General features: G+C 42.5%; 15 protein-coding genes. 11 read left to right on the top strand and 4 right to left on the bottom strand.

Features of this window, described 5'->3' with window-relative positions:
- Nucleotide 1 precedes the first annotated feature (1 nt).
- Together K1M91_RS00760 and K1M91_RS00755 are read left to right on the top strand one after the other, a co-directional pair.
- Nucleotides 2-1,120, top strand: coding sequence for a DUF3696 domain-containing protein (locus K1M91_RS00760; protein WP_232799646.1), 1,119 nt, complete (start codon nucleotides 2-4; stop codon nucleotides 1,118-1,120).
- Nucleotides 1,120-2,130: a hypothetical protein gene (locus tag K1M91_RS00755; RefSeq protein ID WP_232799645.1), complete on the top strand. Its 1,011-nt coding sequence runs from the start codon at nucleotides 1,120-1,122 to the stop codon at nucleotides 2,128-2,130. Before K1M91_RS00760 ends, K1M91_RS00755 begins: the two co-directional genes overlap by 1 nt.
- Nucleotides 2,131-2,378: 248 nt before the next feature.
- On the opposite strand, the gene K1M91_RS00750 is transcribed toward K1M91_RS00755, so the two are convergent.
- The gene (locus K1M91_RS00750; RefSeq protein WP_232799644.1) at nucleotides 2,379-4,166 is read right to left on the bottom strand and encodes an ABC transporter ATP-binding protein; all 1,788 of its coding nucleotides are present in this window, start codon (nucleotides 4,164-4,166) and stop codon (nucleotides 2,379-2,381) included.
- A gap of 397 nt (nucleotides 4,167-4,563) precedes the next feature.
- Here K1M91_RS00750 and proQ point away from each other — a divergent pair, with 397 nt between their 5' ends.
- The 9 genes from proQ (at nucleotide 4,564) to K1M91_RS00705 (ending at nucleotide 20,347) form a co-directional block, all read left to right on the top strand.
- Entirely contained in the window at nucleotides 4,564-5,190 is a 627-nt protein-coding gene (proQ, locus tag K1M91_RS00745) for an RNA chaperone ProQ (RefSeq protein ID WP_232799643.1), read from the top strand.
- A gap of 15 nt (nucleotides 5,191-5,205) precedes the next feature.
- Nucleotides 5,206-7,206 (top strand): carboxy terminal-processing peptidase, encoded by a 2,001-nt coding sequence (gene prc, locus K1M91_RS00740; RefSeq protein WP_232799642.1) that lies wholly within the window; start codon nucleotides 5,206-5,208, stop codon nucleotides 7,204-7,206.
- A gap of 604 nt (nucleotides 7,207-7,810) precedes the next feature.
- Nucleotides 7,811-9,214 carry a sodium-dependent transporter gene (locus K1M91_RS00735; protein ID WP_232799641.1) on the top strand — a complete coding sequence of 468 codons (1,404 nt, stop codon included), beginning with the start codon at nucleotides 7,811-7,813 and terminating at the stop codon, nucleotides 9,212-9,214.
- A 136-nt stretch (nucleotides 9,215-9,350) separates the two neighbouring features.
- Complete coding sequence (pepN, locus tag K1M91_RS00730) at nucleotides 9,351-11,963, top strand: aminopeptidase N (protein WP_232799640.1); 2,613 nt, start codon at nucleotides 9,351-9,353, stop codon at nucleotides 11,961-11,963.
- Between the two features lie 53 nt (nucleotides 11,964-12,016).
- Nucleotides 12,017-12,238: a DUF2835 domain-containing protein gene (locus tag K1M91_RS00725; protein ID WP_232799639.1), complete on the top strand. Its 222-nt coding sequence runs from the start codon at nucleotides 12,017-12,019 to the stop codon at nucleotides 12,236-12,238.
- A gap of 127 nt (nucleotides 12,239-12,365) precedes the next feature.
- Nucleotides 12,366-17,222, top strand: a complete 4,857-nt coding sequence (locus tag K1M91_RS00720) for an NAD-glutamate dehydrogenase (protein ID WP_232799638.1) — start codon at nucleotides 12,366-12,368, stop codon at nucleotides 17,220-17,222.
- Nucleotides 17,223-17,384: 162 nt separating this feature from the next.
- Nucleotides 17,385-18,395 carry a quinone-dependent dihydroorotate dehydrogenase gene (gene pyrD / locus K1M91_RS00715; protein WP_232799637.1) on the top strand — a complete coding sequence of 337 codons (1,011 nt, stop codon included), beginning with the start codon at nucleotides 17,385-17,387 and terminating at the stop codon, nucleotides 18,393-18,395.
- Between the two features lie 88 nt (nucleotides 18,396-18,483).
- Complete coding sequence (locus K1M91_RS00710) at nucleotides 18,484-19,023, top strand: cell division protein ZapC domain-containing protein (protein WP_232799636.1); 540 nt, start codon at nucleotides 18,484-18,486, stop codon at nucleotides 19,021-19,023.
- Between the two features lie 130 nt (nucleotides 19,024-19,153).
- On the top strand, nucleotides 19,154-20,347 hold the full coding sequence (locus tag K1M91_RS00705; protein WP_232799635.1) for an HD-GYP domain-containing protein: 1,194 nt from the start codon (nucleotides 19,154-19,156) through the stop codon (nucleotides 20,345-20,347).
- A gap of 25 nt (nucleotides 20,348-20,372) precedes the next feature.
- Here K1M91_RS00705 and K1M91_RS00700 read toward each other — a convergent pair whose 3' ends face one another.
- From K1M91_RS00700 to rtcR, 3 genes are all read right to left on the bottom strand, one after another.
- Nucleotides 20,373-23,063, bottom strand: coding sequence for a UvrD-helicase domain-containing protein (locus tag K1M91_RS00700; protein WP_232799634.1), 2,691 nt, complete (start codon nucleotides 23,061-23,063; stop codon nucleotides 20,373-20,375).
- A 198-nt stretch (nucleotides 23,064-23,261) separates the two neighbouring features.
- The gene (locus K1M91_RS00695) at nucleotides 23,262-23,960 is read right to left on the bottom strand and encodes a pirin family protein (protein ID WP_232799633.1); all 699 of its coding nucleotides are present in this window, start codon (nucleotides 23,958-23,960) and stop codon (nucleotides 23,262-23,264) included.
- Nucleotides 23,961-24,112: 152 nt separating this feature from the next.
- The gene (rtcR, locus tag K1M91_RS00690) at nucleotides 24,113-25,768 is read right to left on the bottom strand and encodes an RNA repair transcriptional activator RtcR (RefSeq protein WP_232799632.1); all 1,656 of its coding nucleotides are present in this window, start codon (nucleotides 25,766-25,768) and stop codon (nucleotides 24,113-24,115) included.
- Nucleotides 25,769-26,197: the final 429 nt, after the last annotated feature.

Here is a 26,197-nt window from a genome sequence, read left to right as displayed (position 1 = left end):
TATGTTTGAACGTATCAACTTGACGAATTTTAAATGCTATAAAAATACTCAATTCAAGATGAAAGATTTAGTTGTTTTTTGTGGAAATAACTCAGTCGGAAAAAGTACTGCTATACAGTCAATATTATTGCTGATACAAAATGGATTTTCTAGCTCGTTGAGGCTTGACGGTGATTTTATAAAGCTGGGTAGTTATAAAGAAGTGCATAATATGGATGCAAATACAGACTCTTTACTACTTGAAGCGGTTATAGATGGTCACAGGTTATCTTGGGGCTATGAGCAAGATCCGCTATCAGAGTATGAGAAAGATTCAAACCTACTACCGTTTTCTGAATCTATGGACTTAGACTGGGCTGATTCAGTTGCAAATAAAGTTAGAGAAAAATATAAGAACAACTTTAATTTTTTATGCGCTGAACGTTGGGGGCCTCGCGATAATTACCCATATTCAAACCAACGTCGTTCAAGAAGCTGGCTGGGTATTCATGGTGAATATACAGCTCAAGTCTTAACTAACTTGTTGGAGTCATCAAAATCTTTGGGCGAAGGTGACCTGAGAATACATGATAAAATCACATCGAGATTAGTCATTGATAACTTTACAGAATGGATGGGAGAAATATCTCCAGACACTTTTGTAAAATCCGATTCAATAACACATGCTAATATATCAACGAATCAATTTGTATTTGATGGTCATACCTATAGAGCAACAAATGTTGGATTTGGTTTGAGTTATGCACTGCCTGTAGTTCTTTCTTTAGTTATGGCTAGACCTGGTGGTCTCGTGATTATAGAAAATCCAGAAGCGCACCTTCATCCTAAAGGGCAGAGTTATATGGGGCGACTGATTCAGAAAACGGCAGAAGCTGGTGTTCAGGTTATTATCGAAACTCACAGTGACCATTTGCTTAATGGTATTCGAGTCGCTGCTCGTCTCAGTGAAACCTATGAAACAGGAGCGTCTCGAGTTTTCTTTGTTTCTTCAGGTGAAGAGCAAAGTAATGTAGAGTCGATTGAGATCGGTGATAAAGGTGAACTTTCCAATTGGCCAAAAGGTTTTTTTGATCAGCAAGCTGAAGATATTCGAACCTTAATGAAAGGTGTAGATCGATAATGAAAGGTTCGAAGTCATACGCAAGTGCATACTCATTTAATCATATAGATGTTAATAATACACTAGATTATGACAGCCTTGCAGCGCATGTGTCTGATATTGAGCAGGTTATCGATTCATTTTCTGTTTCAAAGAATCATAGTTTATTATTTTCAACGGATTATTCTGAATTTCCAGTTAATGGCTCAGACTTACAGACTCGATTACTAGAAATAACGGGTGATCCCTCTGCAGCAATTCATTTCCTTGGGGAGTTTGAAAAAGCAATAGGCATGCATAAGTCGTATCTTGATACAACACAAATTGTTAGTGCTATCCAGGCTAACCCGTTGCAGGATTTACCTTTTGAATATGCTTATAAGGTTAACGTAAATTGGCCTATGATTGCTGATAAAAAACATATTTCGTCCTACTTTGATTTATGCAACCAGAACTCGTTTAATTTTAAAAATGGTGTGACAACTAGGGCGGAGTTCACGGAAAAAGCAGTAATTACATATGAACATATTCAGTTCCATCCTCAGTTTGAAGATAAGCTTAAGACTATTAAACGAGGAACATTTATGGATTACCTCAGTGAGTTTAGTCACGGCTTGAATACATTGAATCAAGCGTTTTTTGATATATCCAAAGATAAGAATCGGAATCAAAACGATTTGAAAATTATTTCTGAGAAATCTGCAGAGCCGGAATTAAAGGGACGGAAGTTAACTTGTACAAGACAAGGAAGTGAGAAACCTTTTTTTGATTTTGATGACCTAAATCGAGAAGAAATAGTAGAGGATGAACACGGAAATAAAATTAAAAAGTATCCTAAAGATAATATAAATGCTGAATATCATTTAAAACTAAACTTCAATGACCAGAGTATAAAAATAGATAATAGTGATGATTATAATCGAGCGTATTTTGCAATGAAGTACTGTGATTTAACTGATAGGAAATATATAAAATTAGCTTATATTGGCGAGCACTGGCCACCTAAAAAAGATGGAAAGAAGAGAAAATGATAAAAGGAAGTGGCTATAAGCTGCTTTCTTTTTAAATGATTAATTCTCGCTCGAAGTACCGTAGGCGTTGACTTACCCACACCTCTCTGTTGAAGATCTAGATTGATTTAAGTACAGCTCTGATCTCAATTTGGAGCGTAAATGCCTAAACAAAAAACGCTGAGCAGTGGTATTACTCAAAACTTCAAAGTACTGGAAATTCCAATGAAGCTCTCGCGTACAGTTTTTTGGCTTTAGATGACACGAGATTAGTGATTGCCATACAAGCTTTGGTATAAACCGGGCTGACTAACCAAGGCCGAATGTTGGCCAGTTTGGCTGATTTTACCGTCTTCAAATACAAATATCCGGTCGGCTTGTTTTACCGATGATAAACGGTGAGCAACGATAATCGTGGTGCGATCTTTGAGGAAATCAGTCAAAGCTCCGTGTAAATTTGCTTCTGTCTTAGTATCTAAGGCCGAGGTGGCTTCATCCATGATCACTAACTTGGGATCAGATAGCACCATACGCGCTAACGCGATCCGCTGTTTTTGACCGCCGGAAAGTTTTACACCGCGTTGACCCACTTGAGTGTCAAGTTGCTCGTCTAACTGACGGACAAAATCATCTAACTGAGCCACGGCTAGGGCTTGCCAAATTTGTTCATCGTCAACTTCTTGCCCTAAGGTTAAATTGTTACGAATATTGTCATTAAACAGACTAGGGCTTTGCAGCACCGTAGCGGTATGATCGCGAATGGTCTCGAAACCACATTCGGTCACATCCACGTCATTAAATAAAATTTGCCCTTGCTGCACGGGATAAAGGCCAAGTAACAAATGGACCAATGTCGATTTGCCGCCGCCACTGGCACCCACAAAAGCAACTTTTTCACCGGGCTTAATGTCCAATGATATTCCTCGGATCACCTCTAGCTCTTCATTATAAGAGAAATGCAAGTCACGGATCGAAAGGGAAAGCTCAGAAGCCTTTGTAAAGGGGTCTTTTGTCATCGGGTACTTAGGCTCAGTATTAAGGGCTAATACCGAATTAAGGCGTTTTAAAGAGGCTGAGGCAGCAAAATAAGAATATTGCATGTTAAGTAGCTCTTGAACGGGCCCCATCATAAACCATAGGTAGCCAAATACGGCGAAAATCTCTCCAACGGTTAAATCCGTAAATAGCACCATGATCATCGCTGTTGCGCGAAAGACTTCAAAACCAATGAGAAAAATTAAAAAACTGGCCCTGCCAGCTGCTTCACTGCGCCAGGAATAATCAATGGCACTGTTACGTAAACCTTTAGCGCGATCGGTAATGCGATTAATATAATGGCGTTCTTTATTGGCTGCGCGAATTTCATAAATACTGTCTAAGGTTTCAACTACAGCTTGCTGAAACAGCTCAAATGCGCTGTTTTCATTTCGTTTGAGGTGCTTAACCTTGCTGCCCAGCTTAGTCGAAAAGTAAATAACAACGGGGTTTAACAGCAAAATAAATAAACCTAACTGCCAGTTTAGCCAGAGTAAAATAACGGCGGTTCCCAGCACTGCCAGTACGCTGACTAAAAATCGACTTAAGGTATCCCCAATAAACTTGTCTAAGGTTTCTACATCAGTGACCAAGTGCGAGCTTAAACTGCCTGAGCCAATGGTTTCATATTCACTGATAGCAATCTTATTCATCTGCTTCACTAACACTCGGCGTACCAGAAAGGTGACATGTTTAGCTATAATGGTGAATTGACGTGATTGAAAAACGGTTAAAGCCACCGACAAGGTGCGCAGAAAAATGGTAAGCAGTAATACACAAACGATGTATATCGCTGGTTGCTGCCATTCAAGGAGTAAAAGTTGATCCATAAGGCGAATGGCTGTGCCTGGTGAATTGAGCAACACTTCATCGACCATTAACGGCATCAATAATGGGACTGGCACGGAGGCGAGGGTGGCTAAAATGGCAATAATGTGAGCAATGACAATTTCTTTTTTAAACTGTTTTGCGCTGTTAAAAATGCTGCGCCAACTAAATTGCTGAGAAGAGTTAAGGATCATGATTATGCTTAAGATAAAAAGAGTGACATTTTAGCGAGTGCGCTGAATCACGCAACTTTATTACAAGCCTGAGCAAAAAAGTGAGCCTAATACCGAAACGAAACGTAACAAATTATGCATCTTCAAACAGCGTTCAATGTATGACTGGTTGCTTGTCGATTGCACAAAAAAAGTTCAAGCAACTAAAAAATGCTTAAGATTGAATCAATTTCGGGATAATCACGTCACTAAGTTTAATTATTGTTCGATTTACGAGGCGGGATGAGATAGGGTTAGCGAACTTCAGCGCAAGCATGGTCGAATGTGAATATTTTTGTTAGCATTCACAAATACGGCCGCTCTAATGTGGTTTTGGCTAACAGCTTATTATAGAAACGTAGTGAGATTTAGGTTTTACATGGAAAACACTGAAAAATTGACTAACAACAAGCAAATTATTGCTTATCTCGTAGAAATGTTCCCTCTTTGCTTTATCGCCGAAGGCGAGGCAAAGCCCCTCAAAATTGGTATATTCCAAGACTTAGCTGAACGTTTAGGCGAAGATGACAAAGTCAGTAAAACCCAATTGCGTTCGGCCTTACGCCAATACACATCAAGCTGGCGTTATTTGCACGGTGTTAAACCGGGTGCAAAACGTGTTGATCTTGACGGCGTTGAAGGTGATGAACTTGAAGCTGAGCATATTGAACACGCTCAAAAAGCGCTAAAAGAAAGCAAGGCGAAAGTGTTTGCTGAGCGTAAAGCTGCTGAAAAAGAGAAAGCTGCGAAAAATCCAGCTAAAAAAGCGCCGGTTAAAAGCGCTAAACCAGCCCGTAGCAGTAAGCCAAAAGCAGAAAAACCTGCTGAAAAAGTCACTTATGTGCCAGCAGAAATTGGTCAGCTAAAAGTAGCACAAGAAGTGAAGGTGATTGTGGGTAAAGCGCCGGTACCTGCTACCATAGTTGATATCAATAAAGACGATGTGCAAGTGCAGTTAATGTCAGGTATGACATTAAAAGTGAAAGCCCAACATCTGATTCTTTAATACAAGGATTACCCTATGAAGAAAGTTTTTCACTTAACGCTGATTGCTACAAGCTTATGTGTTGCTGGTTTAAGTTTTGCTGTTCAGCCAAATATCAAAGTTGAACAATTGCCAAAGCTAGAGCAAGAGGCACAACACGCCACGGTAAGTAAGCGAGTAACGCAACTTTTTAGTCGTAATCACTATAAGTCGATGTTACTTGACGATGAACTTTCTTCTGAAATCTTTGACCGTTACATCAAGCAACTTGATTATAATCGTAATATTTTCCTTGAATCGGATTTAGAGCAATTTGAAAAGTTTCGCCTGCAGTTAGATGAAGATCTAAGTAAAGGCAGACTTGCGCCGACTTACGATATGTTTGCCCTTAACTTGCAACGTCGCTATGAGCGCTTTCAATTCGCTCTGACGTTGCTTGATGAAGAAATCAAATTCGATACGCCAGATGAATATGTGTTCGACCGCAGTGAAGCCCCTTGGCCTAAAACCACCGCAGAATTGAATGAAATTTGGCGTCAAAAAGTTAAGCATGATGCATTAAATCTGAAATTAACTGGCAAGAAATGGCCTGAAATTAAAAAGATCTTAACCAAACGTTACGACAATGCCATCAAACGCTTAACTCAAACGCAAAGTGAAGATGTGTTCCAAACTGTGATGAACGCATATGCGCGCACAATTGAGCCACATACTAGCTACTTATCACCGCGTAACGCTGATCGTTTTAACATGGAAATGAACCTATCTCTCGAAGGGATAGGTGCGGTGTTACAAGGTGAAGAAGATTACACCGTTGTGCGCAGCCTTGTTCCTGGCGGTCCAGCTGACAAAACGAAAAACCTTAACGCCGATGACAAAATTGTCGGTGTTGCTCAAGGTGATGAGAAAATGGTGGATGTGATTGGCTGGCGTCTTGATGACGTAGTGGATCTCATTAAAGGCCCTAAAGGCACAACCGTAAGACTTGAAGTATTACCCGCGAAAGCAGGCAGCGATGCTGGGACTAAAATTGTTCCTATCGTACGTGAAAAAGTGCATTTAGAAGATCGCGCCGCCAAATCGGAAGTCATCAATTTAAATAACGAAAAAATTGGTGTTATTGATATCCCAAGCTTTTATGTCAACCTCAGCCAAGATGTTGACAAAGAAATCACAAAGCTAAAAGCTGAGAACGTAAAAGGCATCGTCATCGATCTGCGTAGTAATGGCGGCGGTGCATTAACGGAAGCAACACTGCTTACCGGCTTATTCATTGATTCTGGTCCAGTAGTCCAAGTGCGCAATAACCGTAACCGTATTGAAGTCAATGCCGATACAGATGGCGAAATTAGTTACGATGGGCCATTAACTGTCTTAGTTGATCGTTACAGTGCATCAGCATCAGAGATTTTTGCCGCTGCGCTTCAAGACTATGGTCGTGCGCTTATCTTAGGTGAAAATACCTTTGGTAAAGGCACCGTACAGCAGCACCGTAAAGTGTCACGTATTTATGACTTTTACGAAAAGCCGATGGGCAACGTGCAGTACACCATCGCTAAGTTTTATCGTATTGACGGTGGTAGCACGCAAAATAAAGGTGTCGTACCAGACATACTTTTCCCAACGGCAATCGATGCCGCTGAAACAGGGGAGAGTGTTGAAGATAATGCACTACCTTGGGACCAAATTAAGCCAGCTAACTACAGTCAGTTAGGAAGCTTTAGTGCATTGATACCTAAACTAGATAAAGATCATAAAGCACGTATGCAAGCATCGCCTGAGTTTGCTTACATTTACCAAGACATTGAAGAATATAAAAAAGAGAAAGATCGTAAAACCATCAGCCTAATTGAAGCAGAGCGAGTGCGTCTACGCGAAGAAAAAGAGGCTCAAGAGCTGCAACGCGTAAATGAACGTCTTGCGCGTCTTGGTAAGAAACCTGTGACTAAGTTAGATGATGTGCCAGATGATATTGAACTCCCCGATCCTTATCTAGATGAAGCGGCTGCAATCACATTAGATTTAGCTAAGTCTTAATTTAGCAACTATCTCAAATGTGCCTAATTAAACCCAAACTAGTGTTTGGGTTTTTTTATGTCTTAAGAACGTTGCCTTGAATGACAAAGTGTAAGCTGAGTGAGCTTATAAAGCCTAATATTGATATAAACAATAGTTTTGTATTTTAGTTTTATGTTAGTCATAGACACTGTTTATACCCAAGTAAACATAATTAATAAGCTGTGTTAACTAAATTAACAATATTTAACAAAACTCAGATGTAAAATTTATCTCATATTTGTTTAAAGTGTTAATTCAGCAAATATGCATGAAATAACGGCTTATTGAATATTTTTCAACAGAAATATTAAACTGTAATTAAAGGTAAAAGTAGTTTAATGGTCTGCATTTTAATAATATATCTAGCTTATGATGCAAGAAAACACCGTGTACCAGCATGATAGTTATATCACTAAGGAATACTTATTCAGTTAAAGTGAATCAGTTTTCGGTAAAGTCGGTATAAATCAGCATAAATAGCTAAAATTTGCTATTTGGTAGCTTTTTGTTAGTTGTCAGGTGTTTGTTCTTTATGATTATATTGCGCCTGCAAACACAACATTAAAAAAGAGTTATTAAAATAATGAATACAAATACGAGTGTCACAGGAAGGTGGTCTAGCCGCTTTGCCTATATATTGGCAGCAACAGGGGCAGCGGTAGGTTTAGGAAACATTTGGAAGTTCCCGTATATCATGGGTGAAAATGGCGGTGGCGCTTTCGTTATCGTTTATTTACTTTGCATTCTCTTCATTGGTATCCCAGTGATGATGGCAGAAACATTTATAGGTAAGCGTGGTCGATCAACACCAGCAAACGCAGCGGCGAAAGTTGCTCAAGAGTCTGGCCATACTACACATTGGTCTTTACTCGGTACATCTGGCGTATTAGCGGGCTTTTTGATCTTGAGCTTCTACGTGGTCATTGCAGGCTGGGCGCTTGCTTACGTGTTCTTTGCCGGCGATGGTCAATTCTCGGCAATGGCGCTCGCGGCGGGTGATACAGGCACAGCCCACGCTGATGCGGTTGGCGCATTATTTGGCGGTCTGCTAAGTGACCCGTTCAAGCTTATCTTGTGCACTAGCTTAATGGTTGTTGCTACGGTGCTTGTCTTGGGTAAAGGCTTAAATAAGGGCTTAGAAGCAGCGGTAACGGCACTCATGCCAGCTTTGTTTATCCTCCTTGCCATTATCATGGTTTACTCGGCCATTGAAGGTAACTTTGGCGAAGCAGCTGCGTTTATGTTTGCGCCTGACTTTAGCAAATTAACCATTCAAAGTGTGCTGGAAGCCCTTGGCCATGCGTTTTTCACCTTGAGTTTATCGTCTGGCATCATGATGATTTACGGTGCTTACCTTCCTGAAGGTGTCTCTATTGCGCGTACATCTATCTGGATTGCGATTTGCGATACCTTGGTTGCATTGATGGCTGGCCTAGCAATTTATCCAATTGTTTTTGCCAATGGAATGGAGCCAAATGCAGGGCCTGGTTTATTGTTCCAAACACTGCCAATCGCATTTGGTAAAATGCCAATGGGTGATCTGTTTGGCACTGTCTTCTTTGTTATGATAGTTTTCGCGGCCTTTACATCGGCTATTGCTTTGCTTGAATCGGCAACGGCATACTTAGTTGAGCGCAAAGGCATGAACCGTTGGCCTGCAGCTATCGTCTCTGGCTTAGGTATTTGGGTATTAAGCTTAGGCTCTATCTACTCGTTTACTGGCGCAGAGTGGACCAAAATGTCACTGTTTGGACATGGCGAAAACTTCTTTGATGTGCTCGATTACTTAACCTCTAAAATCATGTTGCCATTAGCGGGTCTATTCACTGCTATCTTTGTTGGATGGAAAGTAAAGCGCCATATAATTGAACAAGAAGTAGAGCTTAACAGCGCTGCGTTTAACGTATTTTACATTTGCTTGAAATTCATCGCTCCCGTTGCAATCACTATTGTGTTTGCACAACTAGTTGGCATTATTTCCCTCTAACTTTGAGTGGTTAATGTGAAACCGGTAACACTAAAAGGGCCATAAATTGGCCCTTTTTTAGTAACACTTAAATAAAATTGACCCAGTGAGTAATTTTTGTCAGCCTTAAGGCCATTTTTCATTGTTAGGTCAAGTTATGGAACAGCAACCTCAAGCTAAGCATTTAAAAGATTATCAATCTCCTGATTACACCATCACCACGATCGCATTAGATTTTCAGCTTGAAGACAGTGCAACCATTGTTACCGCAAAAACGCACTTTGTGCGCCAAAGCCAAGCGGATCAAATCTTCCTAAATGGTGAGCACTTAACCTTACTTAATCTTAAAATTGATGGCCAAGACTACAGCGACTATCAAGTTAATGAATTGGGCCTCACCTTATTTAATGTACCTGCAGAGTTCGATTTAGAAATCCAAACACAAATTGATCCAGCGGCAAATCTTTCAGGTGAAGGCTTGTACAAATCAGGCGATGCCCTTTGTACGCAATGTGAAGCGGAGGGTTTTCGTCGTATCACTTATTACTTAGACCGTCCCGACGTGTTAGCAAAATTCAGCACTAAGATCACCGCCGATAAAACCAGTTATCCTTTCTTGCTTTCAAATGGTAACAAAATGGCCCAGGGTGAAGTCGGCGCCGATAAGCACTGGGTGGAATGGCACGACCCGTTCCCAAAACCGTGTTACTTATTTGCCCTGGTTGCGGGTGACTTTGATGTTTTAAAAGACAGCTACAAAACCGTCTCTGGTCGCGATGTTGCACTAGAAATTTTTGTCGATAAAGGTAACCTTGATCGTGCAGATTACGCCATGGGCGCATTGAAACGCTCAATGGAATGGGACGAGCAACGCTTTGGCCTCGAATATGACTTAGACATTTATATGATTGTTGCGGTTGATTTCTTCAACATGGGCGCAATGGAAAACAAAGGCCTCAACGTTTTCAACTCAAAATTTGTTTTGGCTAATAGCAAAACAGCGACTGACGCCGATTACGATGGCGTTGAAGCAGTGATTGGTCATGAATATTTTCATAACTGGACGGGTAACCGTATTACCTGTCGCGATTGGTTCCAATTAAGTTTAAAAGAGGGCTTAACCGTTTTTCGCGATCAAGAATTCAGCAGTGACTTAGGTAGCCGCGTGGTTAATCGCATTAATAATGTAAAAATCATGCGTAGCCATCAATTTGCTGAAGATGCTGGCCCAATGTCACATCCGATCCGCCCTGAGTCTGTGATAGAAATGAATAACTTCTACACAGTAACCGTTTATAACAAAGGCTCGGAAGTTATCCGTATGATCCATACCTTGTTGGGCGAAGAAAAGTTCCAAGCCGGTATGAAGCTTTATGTGTCACGTTTTGATGGTCAAGCAGTCACCTGTGAAGACTTTGTTAAAGCAATGGAAGATGGCTCAGGTGTTGATTTAGGGCAATTCCGCCGTTGGTATAGCCAATCGGGAACGCCAGTGGTCACCGCGACCGATGAATACGATCAAGCCAGTCAAACTTACCGTTTGCATTTAACCCAAAAAACCGACCCCACAGCGGATCAAGATGAAAAACAACCGCAGCACATTCCGGTTGATATTGAACTGGTGAGTGAAGCGGGCGAGAGCATTTTAGTAAACGGCAATACTAGCCAAGTATTAAATCTCACCCAGGCTGAGCAAACTTTTGAGTTTACACAGGTAGCCAACAAGCCAGTGCCAGCCTTATTCAGAGATTTTTCGGCGCCCGTTAAATACCACTATAGCTACAGTGACCAACAGCTAGCTATTCTAATCAAAACAGCAACCAATGCGTTTGCGCGTTGGGATGCCGCGCAAAACTTATTTAATAAATATCTCATCACGAACGTGGCTCGGGTACAGCAGCAACAAGCAATTGAACTGCCTGATTTTGTGATTGATGCCTATCGCAGTCTATTACTCGATGAAACGCCTGACTTAGCTCTGATTGCAGAAATTTTGGCATTTCCAAGTCAAAGCGCACTGTGGCAGCTGTTTGAGCAAGTTGATGTGGATGCAATTGCACAAGCGCGTAAAGACATGCTAGATACCTTGGCTGGCGCCTTGTCAGATGAGCTATTGTGTTTGTATCTTGCAAATCGCAGCCAATCGCCATACGAGCTGACTCAGCAAGCCGTTGAAAAACGCAACTTATCGGGCATCTGTTTAAGCCTGTATGGCCGTGTCGCGCAAGCGCATGCTAGTGAATTGGCAAAAGCGCATTATGAGCAAAGCGATAACATGACCGATACTTTTGCCGCCCTTAGCGCGGCAAATGTAGCCCAATTAGACTGTCTTGCTGAACTGATGGCGGATTTTGACAGTAAATGGCGTCATGATGGCCTAGTAATGGATAAGTGGTTTGCTTTAGCGGCCACCAGCCCTGCGCCAGATTGTTTAGCGCAAGTAAAAGCGTTAATGGCTCACCCAAGTTTTAGCATTAAAAACCCGAATAGAACACGCTCATTAGTGGGCAGTTTTGTGTCGGCCAATACTGCAACTTTCCACGCGATAGATGGCTCTGGCTATGCATTCTTAGGCGATGTATTACTGCAGCTTAACAAGATCAACCCGCAAGTGGCTGCTCGTTTGATCACGCCGCTGATCCAATTCAAACGCCTTGATGCAACACGCCAAGGCTTGATGGTGGCGCAATTACAACGACTGTTAGCTGAGCCAGAACTCGCTAAAGATCTCTACGAGAAAGTAACCCGTGGTCTAGATCAAATAAAGTAAACCATTTAGACGATAGCTGTTAACGCAGCTATCGTCTTTGTTGTGAGCATAAGATGCAAGAATTTTACTTTTCAATTCACGTAACCTACCAAGAGTTTGAAGCCCTCTATCGCGGCAGTGTGCGCAATGTACAAGTGATCGCCGATAACGGGAAATCGATTCGCTTACCTGCTGTAAAATTCATTCCTTGGCTGAGTCAGCTTGGTATACGTGGTCGCTTTAAATTGACCCTAACCGCAGACAATAAATTTGTTTCTCTAGAAAAAACTGCTTAACTTAACAAATCAAAACGATTCTTAACCGTTTTCAAATAAATTCACCACAAAACCCTATGAAGTAAGATTAGTTTGGCTATTATTCAATAGTAAGTGTCTGACTGTATTCATATCTTAGAGGTTTATTATGGTAAAACCCGATTCTCCCAGCTCTGTTATCCTGCAAAACGTCATTAATTTAGTTAAAAATAAACTACCTGCTGCTAAAGCTAAGTTAGCACAAGAGTTTGTTTTACATCTTTACCAGCACATTTCAGAGCATGATTTAGTCGAACGAAACGACAGTGATATGTACGGAGCCGCCATCGGCCTTTGGAACTCCCTTAACCAAAGGCAGAGCAGTGAGCCATACATCAAAGTATATAACCCGTCATTAGAAAAGCACGGATGGCAATCAGCACACAGTATTATTGAAATTATTGTCGACGATATGCCCTTCTTAGTCGACTCAGTGCAAATGACCTTGAAACGACAAAACATCGCTTCACACTTAGTGTTACATCAACCTATGGGTTTGGTTCGAGGCAAAGATCACCACATTGAGAGTATTGTTGACAGCAGTAGCTTGCGCGATCCTGCAGGGTTAAAACTTGAAACCGTCTTTTTAATTGAAATAGACCGTCAATCCGATAACAGTTGTCTGTCTTGTCTCGCTGAAGATCTACAAGCCGTGCTAGGAGATGTCGCACTTGTGGTGCACGATTGGCAACCTATGTGCAAGCAGTTGGATAAAGTGATCAAGCAACTAAAAGAGTCTGCTTATCATGGCGACCCAGAGCATAAAACCCAAGTATTGTCATTTTTAGCTTGGTTAGCTGAACATAATTTAACCATGATGGGCTATCGCGAATACGCCATTGAAGCGGTCAAAGGCGACTATAAAATTAACCCGAAAATGGATACCAGTTTAGGCTTGATGAAAAAAGGCCAAGGTCAAGAAATTCATCTGTTATCGCAGTTACCCAAAACCGCGCAAGAAGAAGCGGCCAGTGAAGAGCTGCTGATTTTAACTAAAACCAATGTCAAAAGCCGCGTTCACCGTCCAGCCTATATCGATCACATCGGCATCAAGCAATTTAATAAACAAGGCCGAGTCGTTGGTGAGCATCGATTTATTGGCCTTTATGCCTCGTCTTTATATAACAGCAGTGCCACTCAAATTCCTATGGTACGCCATAAAGTCGAAAGTATTATGGCCAAATCAGGGCTAATAAAAGGCTCTCATGCCTACAAAGCCTTGGTAAATGTGCTTGAAACTTACCCGCGTGACGAATTACTGCAAGCCAAAGAGTCAGAACTACTAAGCACGGGCACTGGCGTGTTGCAAATGCAAGAGCGTGACATGACCCGTCTCTTTATCCGTAAAGACGCGTTTGGCCGTTATATGTCTTGTCTGGTGTTTGTCACTAAAGACAGATTTAATACCGCGTTAAGGATGAAGACCCAAGAAATTCTTGCTCGCTACTTTAAAACCGATAGCGAAGTCGAATTTAATACCTATTTTACCGAGGGGGTATTAGCCCGAACACAATACCTAGTACGAGTGAGTAATAGTGAGATGCCGGTAGACGTGAAAGAAATCGAAAACAACCTGATAGAAGCAGCGCGCTCATGGGATGACAAAGTGCAATCTGCCTTATTTACCCATTTTGGCGAAGCCAAAGGTAATACTTTAGCGGGCCGATATATTCAAGGTTTTCCAAGAGCGTACAAAGCAGACATGTTAGCTGGCAGCGCCCTTGCTGATATTCAAGCACTGGAAGCGCTCAATGAGGATAATCCCCTTGGTATGCAGTTTTATCGTGCCCAAGAAGAAAGCTCCGATTCACTGAATGTTAAACTTAAACTGTTTCATAAAAATAACCCCATTCACCTTTCTGATGTATTACCCATGCTTGAAAATATGGGGCTACGGGTGATAGGTGAAACGCCATATGCGGTTAAAATTAGCGACGGCTCGGTTGGCTGGATCTTAGACTTCTCTATGACTTATGCAGGCTTAGGCTCGCTGAACATGGACACTCGTCAGCAAGATTTTCAAAATGCATTTGCCCAAATATGGTCGGGCGAGCTTGAAGATGATGGCTTTAACCGTTTAGTGCTGGGGGCAGACTTAACCGGCAGACAAACCGTGGTACTTCGCGCATATGCTAAATACATGCGCCAAACCGGCACCACATTCAGCCAAAATTACATTGAAGCAGCCCTTAATCGTTACCCTGAATTGTCGCGTTTAATTGTCGCGTTATTTGACGCTAAGTTTAATCCCAAGCAGAAAAAATCCGTTAACCAAGAAAAGCTAATTGAAACCATTAACGCGCAACTCGACGACGTGGTTAATTTAGATGACGATAGGATCATCCGCCATTTCTTAGAAATGATCCAAGCCACGGTGCGCACCAACTATTTCCAAACTGATGGCAAGCGCAAAGCTAAGTCTTATCTATCAATGAAGATCAAACCGAACAAAATTACCGACATGCCACGGCCGCGTCCGGTATTTGAAATATTTGTTTATTCACCAGACGTGGAAGGGGTGCATCTTCGCGGTGGTAAAGTTGCGCGAGGCGGCTTGCGTTGGTCAGATCGCCGAGAAGATTTTCGCACCGAGGTGTTGGGCTTAGTGAAAGCGCAACAAGTTAAAAATACTGTGATCGTGCCTGTTGGCGCTAAAGGTGGCTTTGTCTGTAAAAAGCTACCCGATGACGGTGATCGCAGTGCGATTTTTGCTGAAGGGCAACGCTGCTACCGCATCTTTATCCGCGCCTTATTGGATATAACCGATAACATCATTAATGGTGAGATAGTACCGCCACCAGCAGTGGTTCGACTTGATGAAGATGACCCTTATTTAGTAGTTGCTGCCGATAAAGGCACTGCTACCTTCTCAGATATTGCTAACGAAATTAGCGCCGAATATAACTTTTGGCTTGGTGATGCTTTTGCTTCGGGTGGCAGCCAAGGGTATGACCATAAAAAAATGGGTATTACAGCTAAAGGGGCATGGGAGTCTGTTAAACGTCACTTCAAAGAAATGGATATTGACTGCCAAACCACCGACTTTACTTGTGTAGGTATTGGCGACATGGCAGGGGATGTGTTTGGTAACGGCATGCTGTTGTCGAAACACATTAAGTTACAAGCCGCGTTTAATCACATGCATATCTTTATCGATCCCGAGCCAGACGCTGCTCGCTCATGGGATGAGCGTAAGCGGTTGTTTGAGCTTGCTGGCTCAAGTTGGTCAGACTATAACAACAAGCTGATATCCAAAGGTGGCGGCATCTTTTTGCGCAGCGCCAAGTCCATTACTTTAACCCCTGAAATTAAAGCCATGTTAGGCACTACCCAGCGCGCCATGGCACCTAATGAATTGATCCGCGAGTTGATAAAAATGCCCGTTGATCTGTTGTGGAATGGCGGCATAGGTACTTACATTAAATCAGCAAAAGAGTCTGACGCCCAAGTAGGAGATCGTGCCAATGACGCCGTGCGCATCAATGGTTGTGAGCTTAATGCCAAAGTGGTGGGCGAAGGTGGCAACCTAGGGTGTACTCAGCTAGGCCGAATCGAATTTGCCGCCAATGGTGGCCGCATTGATACCGACTTTATCGACAACGTTGGTGGGGTAGATTGTTCAGACAATGAAGTGAACATTAAAATTCTACTTAACGGACTGGTCAGCGATGGTGAATTAACCTTAAAACAGCGTAATAAATTGTTAGTGGATATGACCGCTAATGTTAGCGAAATAGTATTGCAAAATGCTTATCGTCAAGCGCAGTCAATTTCTGTGACCCAAAGCCTTGGCGCAGAGAGCTTAAAAGAACAGATCCGCTTTATTCATAGTCTGGAAAAAGAGAAAAAACTTGATCGCGCATTGGAATACTTACCTAACGAAGACGAGCTTTCAGAGCGTTTGGCCCATGACCAAGGCTTAACACGTCCTGAGCTTTCGGTGCTACTGGCCTATGGCAAAATGGTACTCAAAGAAAGTTTAAATTGCCCTGAAATCACTGATGACGGTTATTTAGCGAACAGTTTAGTGTCGGCATTCCCGAGAGTGTTACAACAAAAATACGCCGCTCAAATGGGTAATCACCCACTGCGCAGTGAAATAATAGCCACTCAAATAGCCAATCAAATTGTTAACGACATGGGGCTAAATTTTGTTGCGCGGCTAAAGGATGAAACCGGTGCTTCAGATGCTGAAATAGCTAAATGCTATGTGATGGCGCGAGAAGTGTTTTCATTAAATCCTATATGGCGTGACATTGAAGCATTAGATAATAAAGTGCCTGCCGCCACACAAATTGCCATGATGAGTGAAACGCGTCGCACAATACGTCGTGCTACCCGTTGGTTCTTGCGTTTGCGCAATCGCAATTGGACCATCTCCGAGAACATTGAGTTTTACAAACCGGCTTATGAACAGCTACAAGAAAATTTGCTGAATATTCTCGTAGAGGATGAAGTAGCGACACTTAAAGAGCAAAGTGATGGCTTGGTTGAACAAGGTGTGCCAGAAAAGCTAGCACAACTTATGTGTCAGCAAAAACTGTTGTTCTCGGCATTGGATCTGGCACAAATTTCCGAGCAACATCAGCGCACCGTGATGGTGTGTGCGGAAATTTACTTCAGCCTAGGGGCAAAACTGGAGTTACATTGGTTCTTGGCGCAAATTAATGGCTTGGTCGTTGACAACCATTGGCAAGCTTTGGCACGGGCATCATTTCGCGAAGAACTTGATTGGCAACAAAGATCCCTTGCTTCTGCGGTATTATCTGCCTGTCATGAAAGTGATTTCTGCGGTAACATACTCGACGCTTGGTTGCAAAGGCATGAAGGGCTACTGGCGCGCTGGTATCACATGCTAGCGGATTTCAAAACTAGCTCAACTCATGAATTTGCCAAGTTCTCGGTTGCACTGCGAGAGCTTAATCTGCTAAACCTAAACTGTCTGGCCAATACGGAACAAGAATAAAGGTTTAGACTAAGGTATAGAGAAAGCCTAGCAAACTTAAAAAGGGAAGATAAAGGGGCTTATGCCCCTTTTATTGTGTGCGAAAAAAATGTTATTGCCCATAGTGCGGCGTAACAACATGCTAAGTGCACAAGTTTGTTTAACGAAAATATTGAGGTCAACATGTTATACCGTCTTGCCAGAGAAGCTTTCTTCAAATTAGATGCTGAAAAAGCTCATGATCTTGCGATAAACAATTTTAAAAGAACTCAAAATACACCACTTGAAATGGTTTATCGCCAACACTTAAGAAAGCGTCCAGTGGAAGTAATGGGTATCACCTTTGATAACCCGGTAGGGCTTGCGGCTGGTTTAGACAAAAATGGTGAATGTATTGATGCCTTTGCCGCCATGGGATTTGGTTTTGTTGAAGTAGGTACCATCACGCCACGTGCACAAGATGGCAACCCAAAACCGCGTTTATTTAGAATAAAAGAAGCCGAAGGCATTATTAATCGCATGGGGTTTAATAACCACGGCGTAGATCAATTAGTGCAAAATGTTAAAGCGGCAAAATACCAAGGCGTTATTGGTATTAATATTGGTAAAAACTTTGATACGCCCGTTGAGCAAGGCAAAGACGATTATTTAATTTGTATGGACAAAGTTTATGATCATGCATCTTACATTGCGGTTAATATTTCATCGCCAAATACACCAGGATTAAGAACACTACAATACGGTGAAGCGTTAGATGATCTATTAAAGGATCTAAAAGATCGCCAACTAAAACTAGCCGAAAAATATAATAAATATGTTCCGCTAACTGTAAAAATTGCCCCTGATTTAACCGTTGAAGAAATCGTGCAAATCTCAGATTGTTTTATTCGCCACCAAATTGATGGTGTCATTGCCACCAACACCACCTTAGAGCGCAGCATGGTTAAAGGTATGCCTCATGCGGGTGAGGCGGGTGGTTTAAGTGGTCGCCCAGTGCAAACTTTAAGCACAGAAGTTATTCGCATACTAAATAAAGAATTAAACGGCGCAATGCCAATTATTGGTGTTGGTGGTATTGATTCAGTTATTGCCGCGAAAGAAAAAATGCAAGCGGGTGCTAAATTGGTTCAAGTTTATTCTGGCTTTATTTATCACGGTCCAGGCTTAATTAAGAATATTGTTGAAAATTACTAGTGCTTAACACTGATTTTTAAATAATACACTTGATTTATAATCATATTTATTTTATAGCTATAGTCATTCAATAACTAAAGAGTAGATTATGATTTTAAAGCCTGACGATAATTGGTTATGGAAATTTGATAAAACTCAATCCCAACTCTGTTTAGAATTGGGTGATGAGTTGGTTTTTCAGCCTTATTTGAACCGTAAAAAAATGGTGGCATTTCCTAAATCTGTTATGCCTTTTACCGTTGATGATGCGGCGATATATTACCAATTGTTAGAGCAGCTTTCTGATTATGATCTACCTAGTGCGGTAAAAGTATATTGGATTTTAAATGCGATTACCGCGATCCGTTTCCATAAACCTATGATGCCGAAAAGCTGGTTTTTTGAAGTACAAGCAGGGTGTTACCGACCAGAGCAGGGCGAAATGATTGAGCTTGCATGTAATGCACAGCAACGCGCCCGTTACTTGGTGTTAGAGTCCAATTCACAAGTTAGTTTATGTATGCTGGTGGATCCTAAACATGAATTTAGCCACCAAAAAGCACTGCAACAGTTTGACGTTATCAAGGTAATGAACGACCGAGTGTGCCGTGTACAACAAGAGCCCGTACAAATGTGTCAAGTTAGTTAACAATTTAATTAAAACAAATAAGTTAAAACCGCAAATAACCTCATACAATCCGCTAAAAAAACGCCATAATATAGCTAATCGTAGCAATCGTTAAACCAGCCGTTCAAACGCACTTAATTTGGAGTGAGCCATGCTCGTTGAAAAAAAGCTATCTGAGCTAGAAATAGGTCACTACATAGTCGATATTATTGAGCAAGCCAAAAATTATAAAATTACCCATGCTTGCTATGTAGAAACGCCGCGTACAGTTGCCACATTGCACAATAAAGGCGTAGTTAGTGTGATGATCGACACCAGTAAAACGCGTTATCCTACAGCAATAGACGATGATGAACCGGAAGTACAAAATCCAGACAGCGCAGGCGAAAAATCACAGGCTGGCTTCATTAAGCGGATGACGCGTGCCACTGAAATTTTTAAAGAGTCAAAACAGCTACAAAAGAAAATATTTCACGATGCGCAAAGTGGTCGTGAATTAGATTTAGCGCCAGTGATGGAAGCGACCAACAAAGTTATTGATGAGATTTTTCAAAACTCTGATGCCCTGGCCAGCGTAATTAATATTCGTAAAAAAGATCAATACCTGCTTGAGCATTCGGTTTCAGTGTCGGTGTTAATTGCCATTTTCGCCAAATTTTTAAAACTAGAACGAAACATTATTCACCAGCTGGCTATTGGCGCATTTTTACACGACGTGGGTAAAATTATGGTGCCCGATGCTATTTTAAATAAACCGGGCAAGCTTACTGATAACGAATTTACCATCATGAAAACCCATGTTAATCACTCAATACATGTGATTGAGCGAACGCCAAATATCAGTAAGCTCAGTTTAGAAGTGGCAGCGCTGCACCATGAAAAAATAAATGGTACAGGTTATCCGTATAAAGTGCGTGGCCAAAATATATCTAAGTACGGCAGAATGATCGCTATTTGCGACATCTTTGATGCACTCACGGCAAACCGGGTTTATAAGGATGGTTTCGCCCATATCAAGGCATTTAATATATTGCGCCGCATGGCGCAGGACGAAGATCTCGATGCCGAGCTAGTCGATAGCTTTATAAAGTGCATGGGGGTTTACCCCGTAGGTACCTTAGTAGAATTAAACTCGAACCAACTTGCAATTGTCGAAAGCAGCAATCCAAAGGATCCTATTTGCCCGAAAGTCAGGCCCTTCTTCAGCATGCAGCAGCATGATTATAAGCCATCTAAAGCGATGGATTTAAGTGAAGAGGATGACTTTATTATCAAAGGCGTACGGCCCGATGATTTTGAATTAGACATGGACCAAGTGATGGAGTTTTTAATGAGGCAGGGCTAATGAAACTAGCCCTGTTTCCGTTTATTTACGATATATCTAGACTCTTTTGGCTGTGACTACAAAATGGAAAGTGACTACAGCCGAAAAACTCACCAAATGGTCCTTGTTTAGCTTGCAACACCCCCGTACCACAAGTAGGACAAGGATGGCTTTGCAGTGCGAGCGGCGTAACAGGTGCGGCACTGAGGTGCTCAGTGCATACGTCGTAATCTTGCTCTAACAATTCAACCACAAAGGGGCTAGGGCGCTGCATATTTGCCAGCAAAAACACCTTATGTTTGGCGCGTGTGAGAGCCACATAAAACAAACGACGCTCCTCGGCATCATTAAAAGTTTCCGCTTTTGGCAACATCGCATCTAATAATATCGGCGTGCTCTTAGTGGCCGGAAAACCTGCCGAGCCCTGCTCTAAGCCCACCACAATGACATAGTCAGCTGCCATCCCTTTACTGGCATGAATACTCATGGCACGAATAGCAAGGGGCGAAAAATCGCGCTTAAGCTGCTCGAGTGCACCAGCTTGAGGTAATAAGTGATGGTAGCGCGCTAAAATAAGCACGCTGGCATTCCCTTTGCCTTGGCTTTGTTGCTGAATTTGCTCAAATACCTCATGTAATGCAATTGGGCTTGCGCTGCGCAGGGAAATGGCCGGTTCATTCACTAAGGCGTGAGTCACCAGTTGTTTCTTAATTTGCGCAGGGTTTTGGCAAACGAAATCGCTACTTACTTGCGCAATACTATTATTAAAACGAAAGGTTTTATCCAGCGAGGTGATCGCGCTGTCGCCAAAATAATTGGCAAAGCGCGTGGTTAAATTTACGTCTGCGCCAGCAAAACGATATATGGCTTGCCAATCATCACCGACACAAAACAACGAGCCCTGTGGATGCAGATCGCGCAGCGCTTTTAATAAGCGTGCTCGCGGCTCGGAAATATCTTGAAACTCATCCACTAAAATATGCTGCCAAGGTGATACAAAACGACCCTCAGTCACATAGTTAATGGCACGGCCAATCATGTCATCAAAATCAATTTCGTTGCGGCTGGCTAAATAACTTTGATAGGCCATTAATAGAGGCTGCAATAGGTTTACTGCTGCGCGCACTTGGTCTTGATGATCATGGCCCGCCAAACGTAGGTTTAACTGTGACTGCTCAAGCCAGCAGGCTTTATAAATACTCAGCATTTGACTTAACTGCTCAGCTAAATTATCGACCAGTCCGACATGGGTATAATGCTCAAACAAGGCTTGCTGCGACAAGGGTTTTAAAATAACCCCTTGAGCGGTGAGTTGCTGCGATAAGTTATCAAAAAAGTTCTCTTTTTGCAGATCGCAACAGTAGTGAGAAATAAGTTTAAAGGTTTGTTGGCTTATACGCTGTTTGTCAGTTAAGTATTCAAGTTTATCAAGATACTCAGGCGGAGAATCATGCTCATCCAGTAGCCAATTAATCAACGTAATTTGATGCTCGGGTAAATAAATACGTGCAGGCGACATCAAAGCTTGCTGGCCAGTATTCGGGCTGGCTTGATACTCGTATTCCACCCCTTGTTGAAACAACCAATTGGCAATTAACAAATCACCTTGGCCAACTATGGTTTCGCCTTTTAAGCTTCTTATATCTTGTTTTTGCATAAAGCTTAAGTAATCACCTGCTTGGTCAAAATCAAACGGCGTTACCCAAGGCACACTGTGCTCGGCAAAATAATCACATACCTGTTGACGATATTCGTGCTGCGTTAACAAGTGTTCAAATTGCTCGATTAGCCAAGTTTGTTTTGCCGTGCTGTCTTCCACAAACGCCGACAAAGCAGGTTTTTCACCTTCTACTTGGGCAATGATCGCCAGCCCCAGTGAATGAAACGTGCTGCACTTAATGGTTTGTTCAGGCAAACACATTGCCAAGCGTTGATCCATTTCATCGGCGGCTTTGCGGCCAAATGCTAACAGTAAAATTTGTTCGCTTTGCGCCTGGCCACTGGTAACTAAGTAGCCTGCGCGGCCCACCATGGTGCTGGTTTTACCGGTTCCCGCGCCGGCTAAAACTAAGTTACTGCGCTCGTTGATCACACACGCATCTTGTTGAAGTGGCGTGAGGGGATTGCTTTCTACGGTATTAAAATAATGACGATGCAACATTTTTTGCTGATCGATAAAAGTTTGCTGGTGCTGAGCCAAATCATCTTCGCTCCAGCCTGCGATAACTTGAAGTAACTTAAGGGCATGGTTACCGGCATCATCAAGCAATGCAGGTAGCAACACAAAATGGCGTACCGGTTGATGGGGATCATCACGCTCAGGCTGTGTCAGAGGCGCTAAAATAGCTTGAGCCTGCGCAACGGCTGTAAGGGTGTCATGGCGGCGCAAATAGCCTTGTTTGAATAAAGCCGCACAGACTTTGCCGTGATTAATTAAATGGCCGCGGTGATAATTGGCCCAATGCTGTATACCTTGACGAAAAACCTGGCTAAACGTGCGCTTAGCTAACCAAGGAATATATAACGTATCGTCACCTTGCTCGACACATAAAGTATCAAACAAGGTGCCATGGATCAGGCTTAATGGCGCAGTGATCTGCTGCCAAGGGATCAGCTTATCTTGGACGGTTAACCCTTTATCACAAAATACCAAACGGATAATTTTGTTGCCGAAAAAACCGCCATACCAATGGCTATCAAAAGAAAAAGAGGGCAGCAATACAGACGAATTATTCAAGGGCCAAGTCCATGGTAGTAACACAAACAAGTGGTCAGCCTTGAAAAAGCTATCCACCTGAAACAACTGAGACAATGTTACTGTTAAGCGCTTGAGAAGTCTTGTTTTGAATCGCGAAATCAGGCAAAAAGACTAAAATTTTCAGCCTGAAAGGGGTAACTAACCTTACCCCTTGTAGCCTTATGTTTAAAACAGGTCCTAGGCGGGCAAGTCAAACACCAAAGCCTCAACGGCTTGTTTATTCCCGCTAATAAAATGAATATTGGTTAAGTTATCAAGGCGCGCGCCATCGCCGGGGGTTAGCGGCTCGTCGTTCACCGTGAGCAAGCCTGACAATAACTGCACATACACCACGCGATCAGGTGGGAGTAGTAAGCTATCTGCTGACTGTGGCTCAAGTAACAAATGCAGCAAACGTGCATCCTGCTTAATCTTAAGGGTTTCATTACTGCCATCAGGCGTGATCACCGCATGTAAGCCTTGGCGACGGCCAAACGCTTTTTGCTGATAACTTGGCTGGCCACCAAATTTATTCGGCTCAATCCAAATTTGCAGTAAGGTTAAGCCGTCCGTATCTGAGGCATTATACTCACTGTGGCGAATACCACTGCCCGCCGACATAAGCTGAAACTCGCCAGCTGGCAGCTCAGTCACATTGCCCATACTGTCTTTATGGGCAATGGTGCCAGAGGTAACATAAGTGATTATTTCCATATCGCGATGGCCGTGGGTATCAAAGCCTGCGCCGGGCGCAATCACATCATCATTAATCACTCGCAGTGACGACACCCCCATATGGCGCGGGTCATAATAGTTAGCAAACGAAAAAGAGTAACGGGTTTTAAGCCAGCCATAATCGCCACGACCGCGGTTACTGGCTTTTCTCACTGTGATCATAATACAACTCCTTAACCGACCACATCGGGGCGAAACAGCAAAGTTATTGGGTATCGTTATTCAATAAAGCCAGTTTATCGTGCGGTTAAGTGAAATAATAACGCCAAATATCTAATGATATGTTCGAATAAATAGAACTTAGCAAGGCAAAATTAATGGCCCAGATCGGCCCACTTTAAACCAAATTTAGCCAAGTATTTCTGCAATCGACTTGAGTCATTAGCTTGAGATTTTAACAGCCGACTTTTATCAAACAACTCGCGCCCAGCGGAAGCAAGAGTAGGGTGACGCTGGCTGGTCTGTAGCACAAAGCCAAGCTGGTGCAAATCAAACTGATCAAGGGTAGCCATTTGCTCAGCAGACAAAACGTCAGCTAAACATTCAAGTACATTGCTTTGCAAGCCAAGCGGCACGGGCTCCCCCCAGCTTTGTTGTAACCGACTAATTTCATCCTCAACATCTGCTACTGTAATGCGCGAGCTGTCAGCTAATGTGCATAACCGGGTGATCGCCGAGCTTAAATCACGAAAATTGCCGGTCCAATAAGCCTTTGGTGACATAGAAAATTCAATAAATGCGCGTTTAGCTTCTTTATTAAACTGCACTCGGCGACCATTTTTTTGGCTAAACAACTCTAATTCATAATCTATATTGGCCGGAATATCTTCCTTTCTTTCTTTCAAGGCGGGCAGGGCGTAGGTCCATAAATTAATTCGCGCCAACAAGTCTTCCCTAAAGTGGCCATTTGCTATTTCAGCTTTTAGGTCGCGATTAGTGCCCGCGATTAACTGAAAGTCGCTTTGTATTGGAGTGTCACTGCCAACAGGGTGAAAGGTTTTACTCTCAATGGCATGTAATAACATCGCTTGCTCTTCTAGCCCTAACTCACCAATTTCATCAAGGAACAAAACACCATGATGAGCTGAAAGTAAAAAACCATCACGGGGCTTTTGCGCACCAGTAAACGCCCCTTTGGTGTGACCAAATAATGCGGCCATCGCATTATCCCCTTTTAGCGTGGCGCAGTTAACCGATACCAGCGGGCCTTTTAACATCGCGCGCTTACGTTTTAATTGATAAATGCGCGTTGCTAGTTGGCTTTTACCTGCACCGGTTGGACCAGTCAGTAATATTGGATCCAGTGAGCGAATTGCTACCTTTTCGATTTGGTTAATCAAATGGTTAAAGCTAGTATTTTTGGTGGCTATGCCGCCTTTAAGAAAGGCGCTGCCAGCCTGATGTTCAACATCAAAGCGAGTGGCTAATTGATCATACTTGGATAAGTCTAAATCAATGATTTGTACTCGGCCGACCGACTTGTTGCTGTTGTTATGATCCGGCGAGCTTTGGATCAAACGGCCAGGGAAATGGCGGCTTTCGGTCAGCAAATAGCTGCAAATCTGCACCACATGGGTGCCCGTGGTGATATGGAACAAATAATCAAACTTATCGGTATCAAATACTTGTTGTTGGCACCAATCAAATAACTTGGCATATACCTCTTCAAAATCCCACGGATTGGCAAAATTAATGGCGTGTAAATTCACCTTGGTTTCAGGTGAGACTAAGGTGATGTCTGCGCTGACACTAGTTGCAAGGCGTTTACTGTGATTATCGTGAATTAAATGCAGCTCACTGACTAACAAATCTTCTTGACTACATAAGCTTACATTTGGTCGCCAACGTGACCAGCGGTCAATGCGCTTACCAACAAAATCTAGCTGTGTGCCAACTAAGCTGACAATAACGGTGGGCTTATTCACAAACACCTCAATCTTATCCAACGTAAAATGTACATTCAGGCTCATAATACACAATCCAAATAGATAAAGACCTATCCAAAAAGATATTTTTTTAGTTTTTCATGAAGCGCATCAAAATAAGAAATAATATCTCATATAATTATTTATCATTATAAAACAGTTGCTTAAAAATTAATTTTCTCTTTTTTTCGTTTCTGGCATTCCCGTTGCAATTATCTCAATGTCTGGTTAAGGGCTGTGATTCATCTATCACGCCGGTGCACTGAACATTGTGACTGTGTATGCCAACCAACCAAGTAGCTCAATGGTAGAGCAACGAACTTTACTTCGTTTGTTGCGGGTTCGAGTCCCGCCTAATCAAAACAATTAAGTCGTACCCAGGTTAGCCAGCAGAGGCGACCAATGGTTGATAAACGCTTAACAAGAATCAGTGTTGGCAAGCTGGATGCTCCCCAACACTGTGCAAGGTGTAGC

This window comes from Motilimonas sp. E26 (genome assembly GCF_021278025.1).
Taxonomy (GTDB): Bacteria; Pseudomonadota; Gammaproteobacteria; order Enterobacterales; family CBDFNC01; genus Motilimonas.
This window is presented reverse-complemented; position numbering and strand designations above follow the sequence as displayed.

Bases quoted from the DNA above. Each gene is read 5' to 3' on its own strand.
- pyrD (WP_232799637.1), top strand. From the start codon at position 17,385: ATGTTATACCGTCTTGCCAGAGAAGCTTTCTTCAAATTAGATGCTGAA.
- K1M91_RS00720 (WP_232799638.1), top strand. From the start codon at position 12,366: ATGGTAAAACCCGATTCTCCCAGCTCTGTTATCCTGCAAAACGTCATT.
- prc (WP_232799642.1), top strand. From the start codon at position 5,206: ATGAAGAAAGTTTTTCACTTAACGCTGATTGCTACAAGCTTATGTGTT.
- K1M91_RS00705 (WP_232799635.1), top strand. From the start codon at position 19,154: ATGCTCGTTGAAAAAAAGCTATCTGAGCTAGAAATAGGTCACTACATA.
- K1M91_RS00695 (WP_232799633.1), bottom strand. From the start codon at position 23,960: ATGATCACAGTGAGAAAAGCCAGTAACCGCGGTCGTGGCGATTATGGC.
- proQ (WP_232799643.1), top strand. From the start codon at position 4,564: ATGGAAAACACTGAAAAATTGACTAACAACAAGCAAATTATTGCTTAT.
- pepN (WP_232799640.1), top strand. From the start codon at position 9,351: ATGGAACAGCAACCTCAAGCTAAGCATTTAAAAGATTATCAATCTCCT.
- K1M91_RS00755 (WP_232799645.1), top strand. From the start codon at position 1,120: ATGAAAGGTTCGAAGTCATACGCAAGTGCATACTCATTTAATCATATA.
- K1M91_RS00760 (WP_232799646.1), top strand. From the start codon at position 2: ATGTTTGAACGTATCAACTTGACGAATTTTAAATGCTATAAAAATACT.
- K1M91_RS00750 (WP_232799644.1), bottom strand. From the start codon at position 4,166: ATGATCCTTAACTCTTCTCAGCAATTTAGTTGGCGCAGCATTTTTAAC.
- rtcR (WP_232799632.1), bottom strand. From the start codon at position 25,768: ATGAGCCTGAATGTACATTTTACGTTGGATAAGATTGAGGTGTTTGTG.
- K1M91_RS00710 (WP_232799636.1), top strand. From the start codon at position 18,484: ATGATTTTAAAGCCTGACGATAATTGGTTATGGAAATTTGATAAAACT.
- K1M91_RS00725 (WP_232799639.1), top strand. From the start codon at position 12,017: ATGCAAGAATTTTACTTTTCAATTCACGTAACCTACCAAGAGTTTGAA.
- K1M91_RS00735 (WP_232799641.1), top strand. From the start codon at position 7,811: ATGAATACAAATACGAGTGTCACAGGAAGGTGGTCTAGCCGCTTTGCC.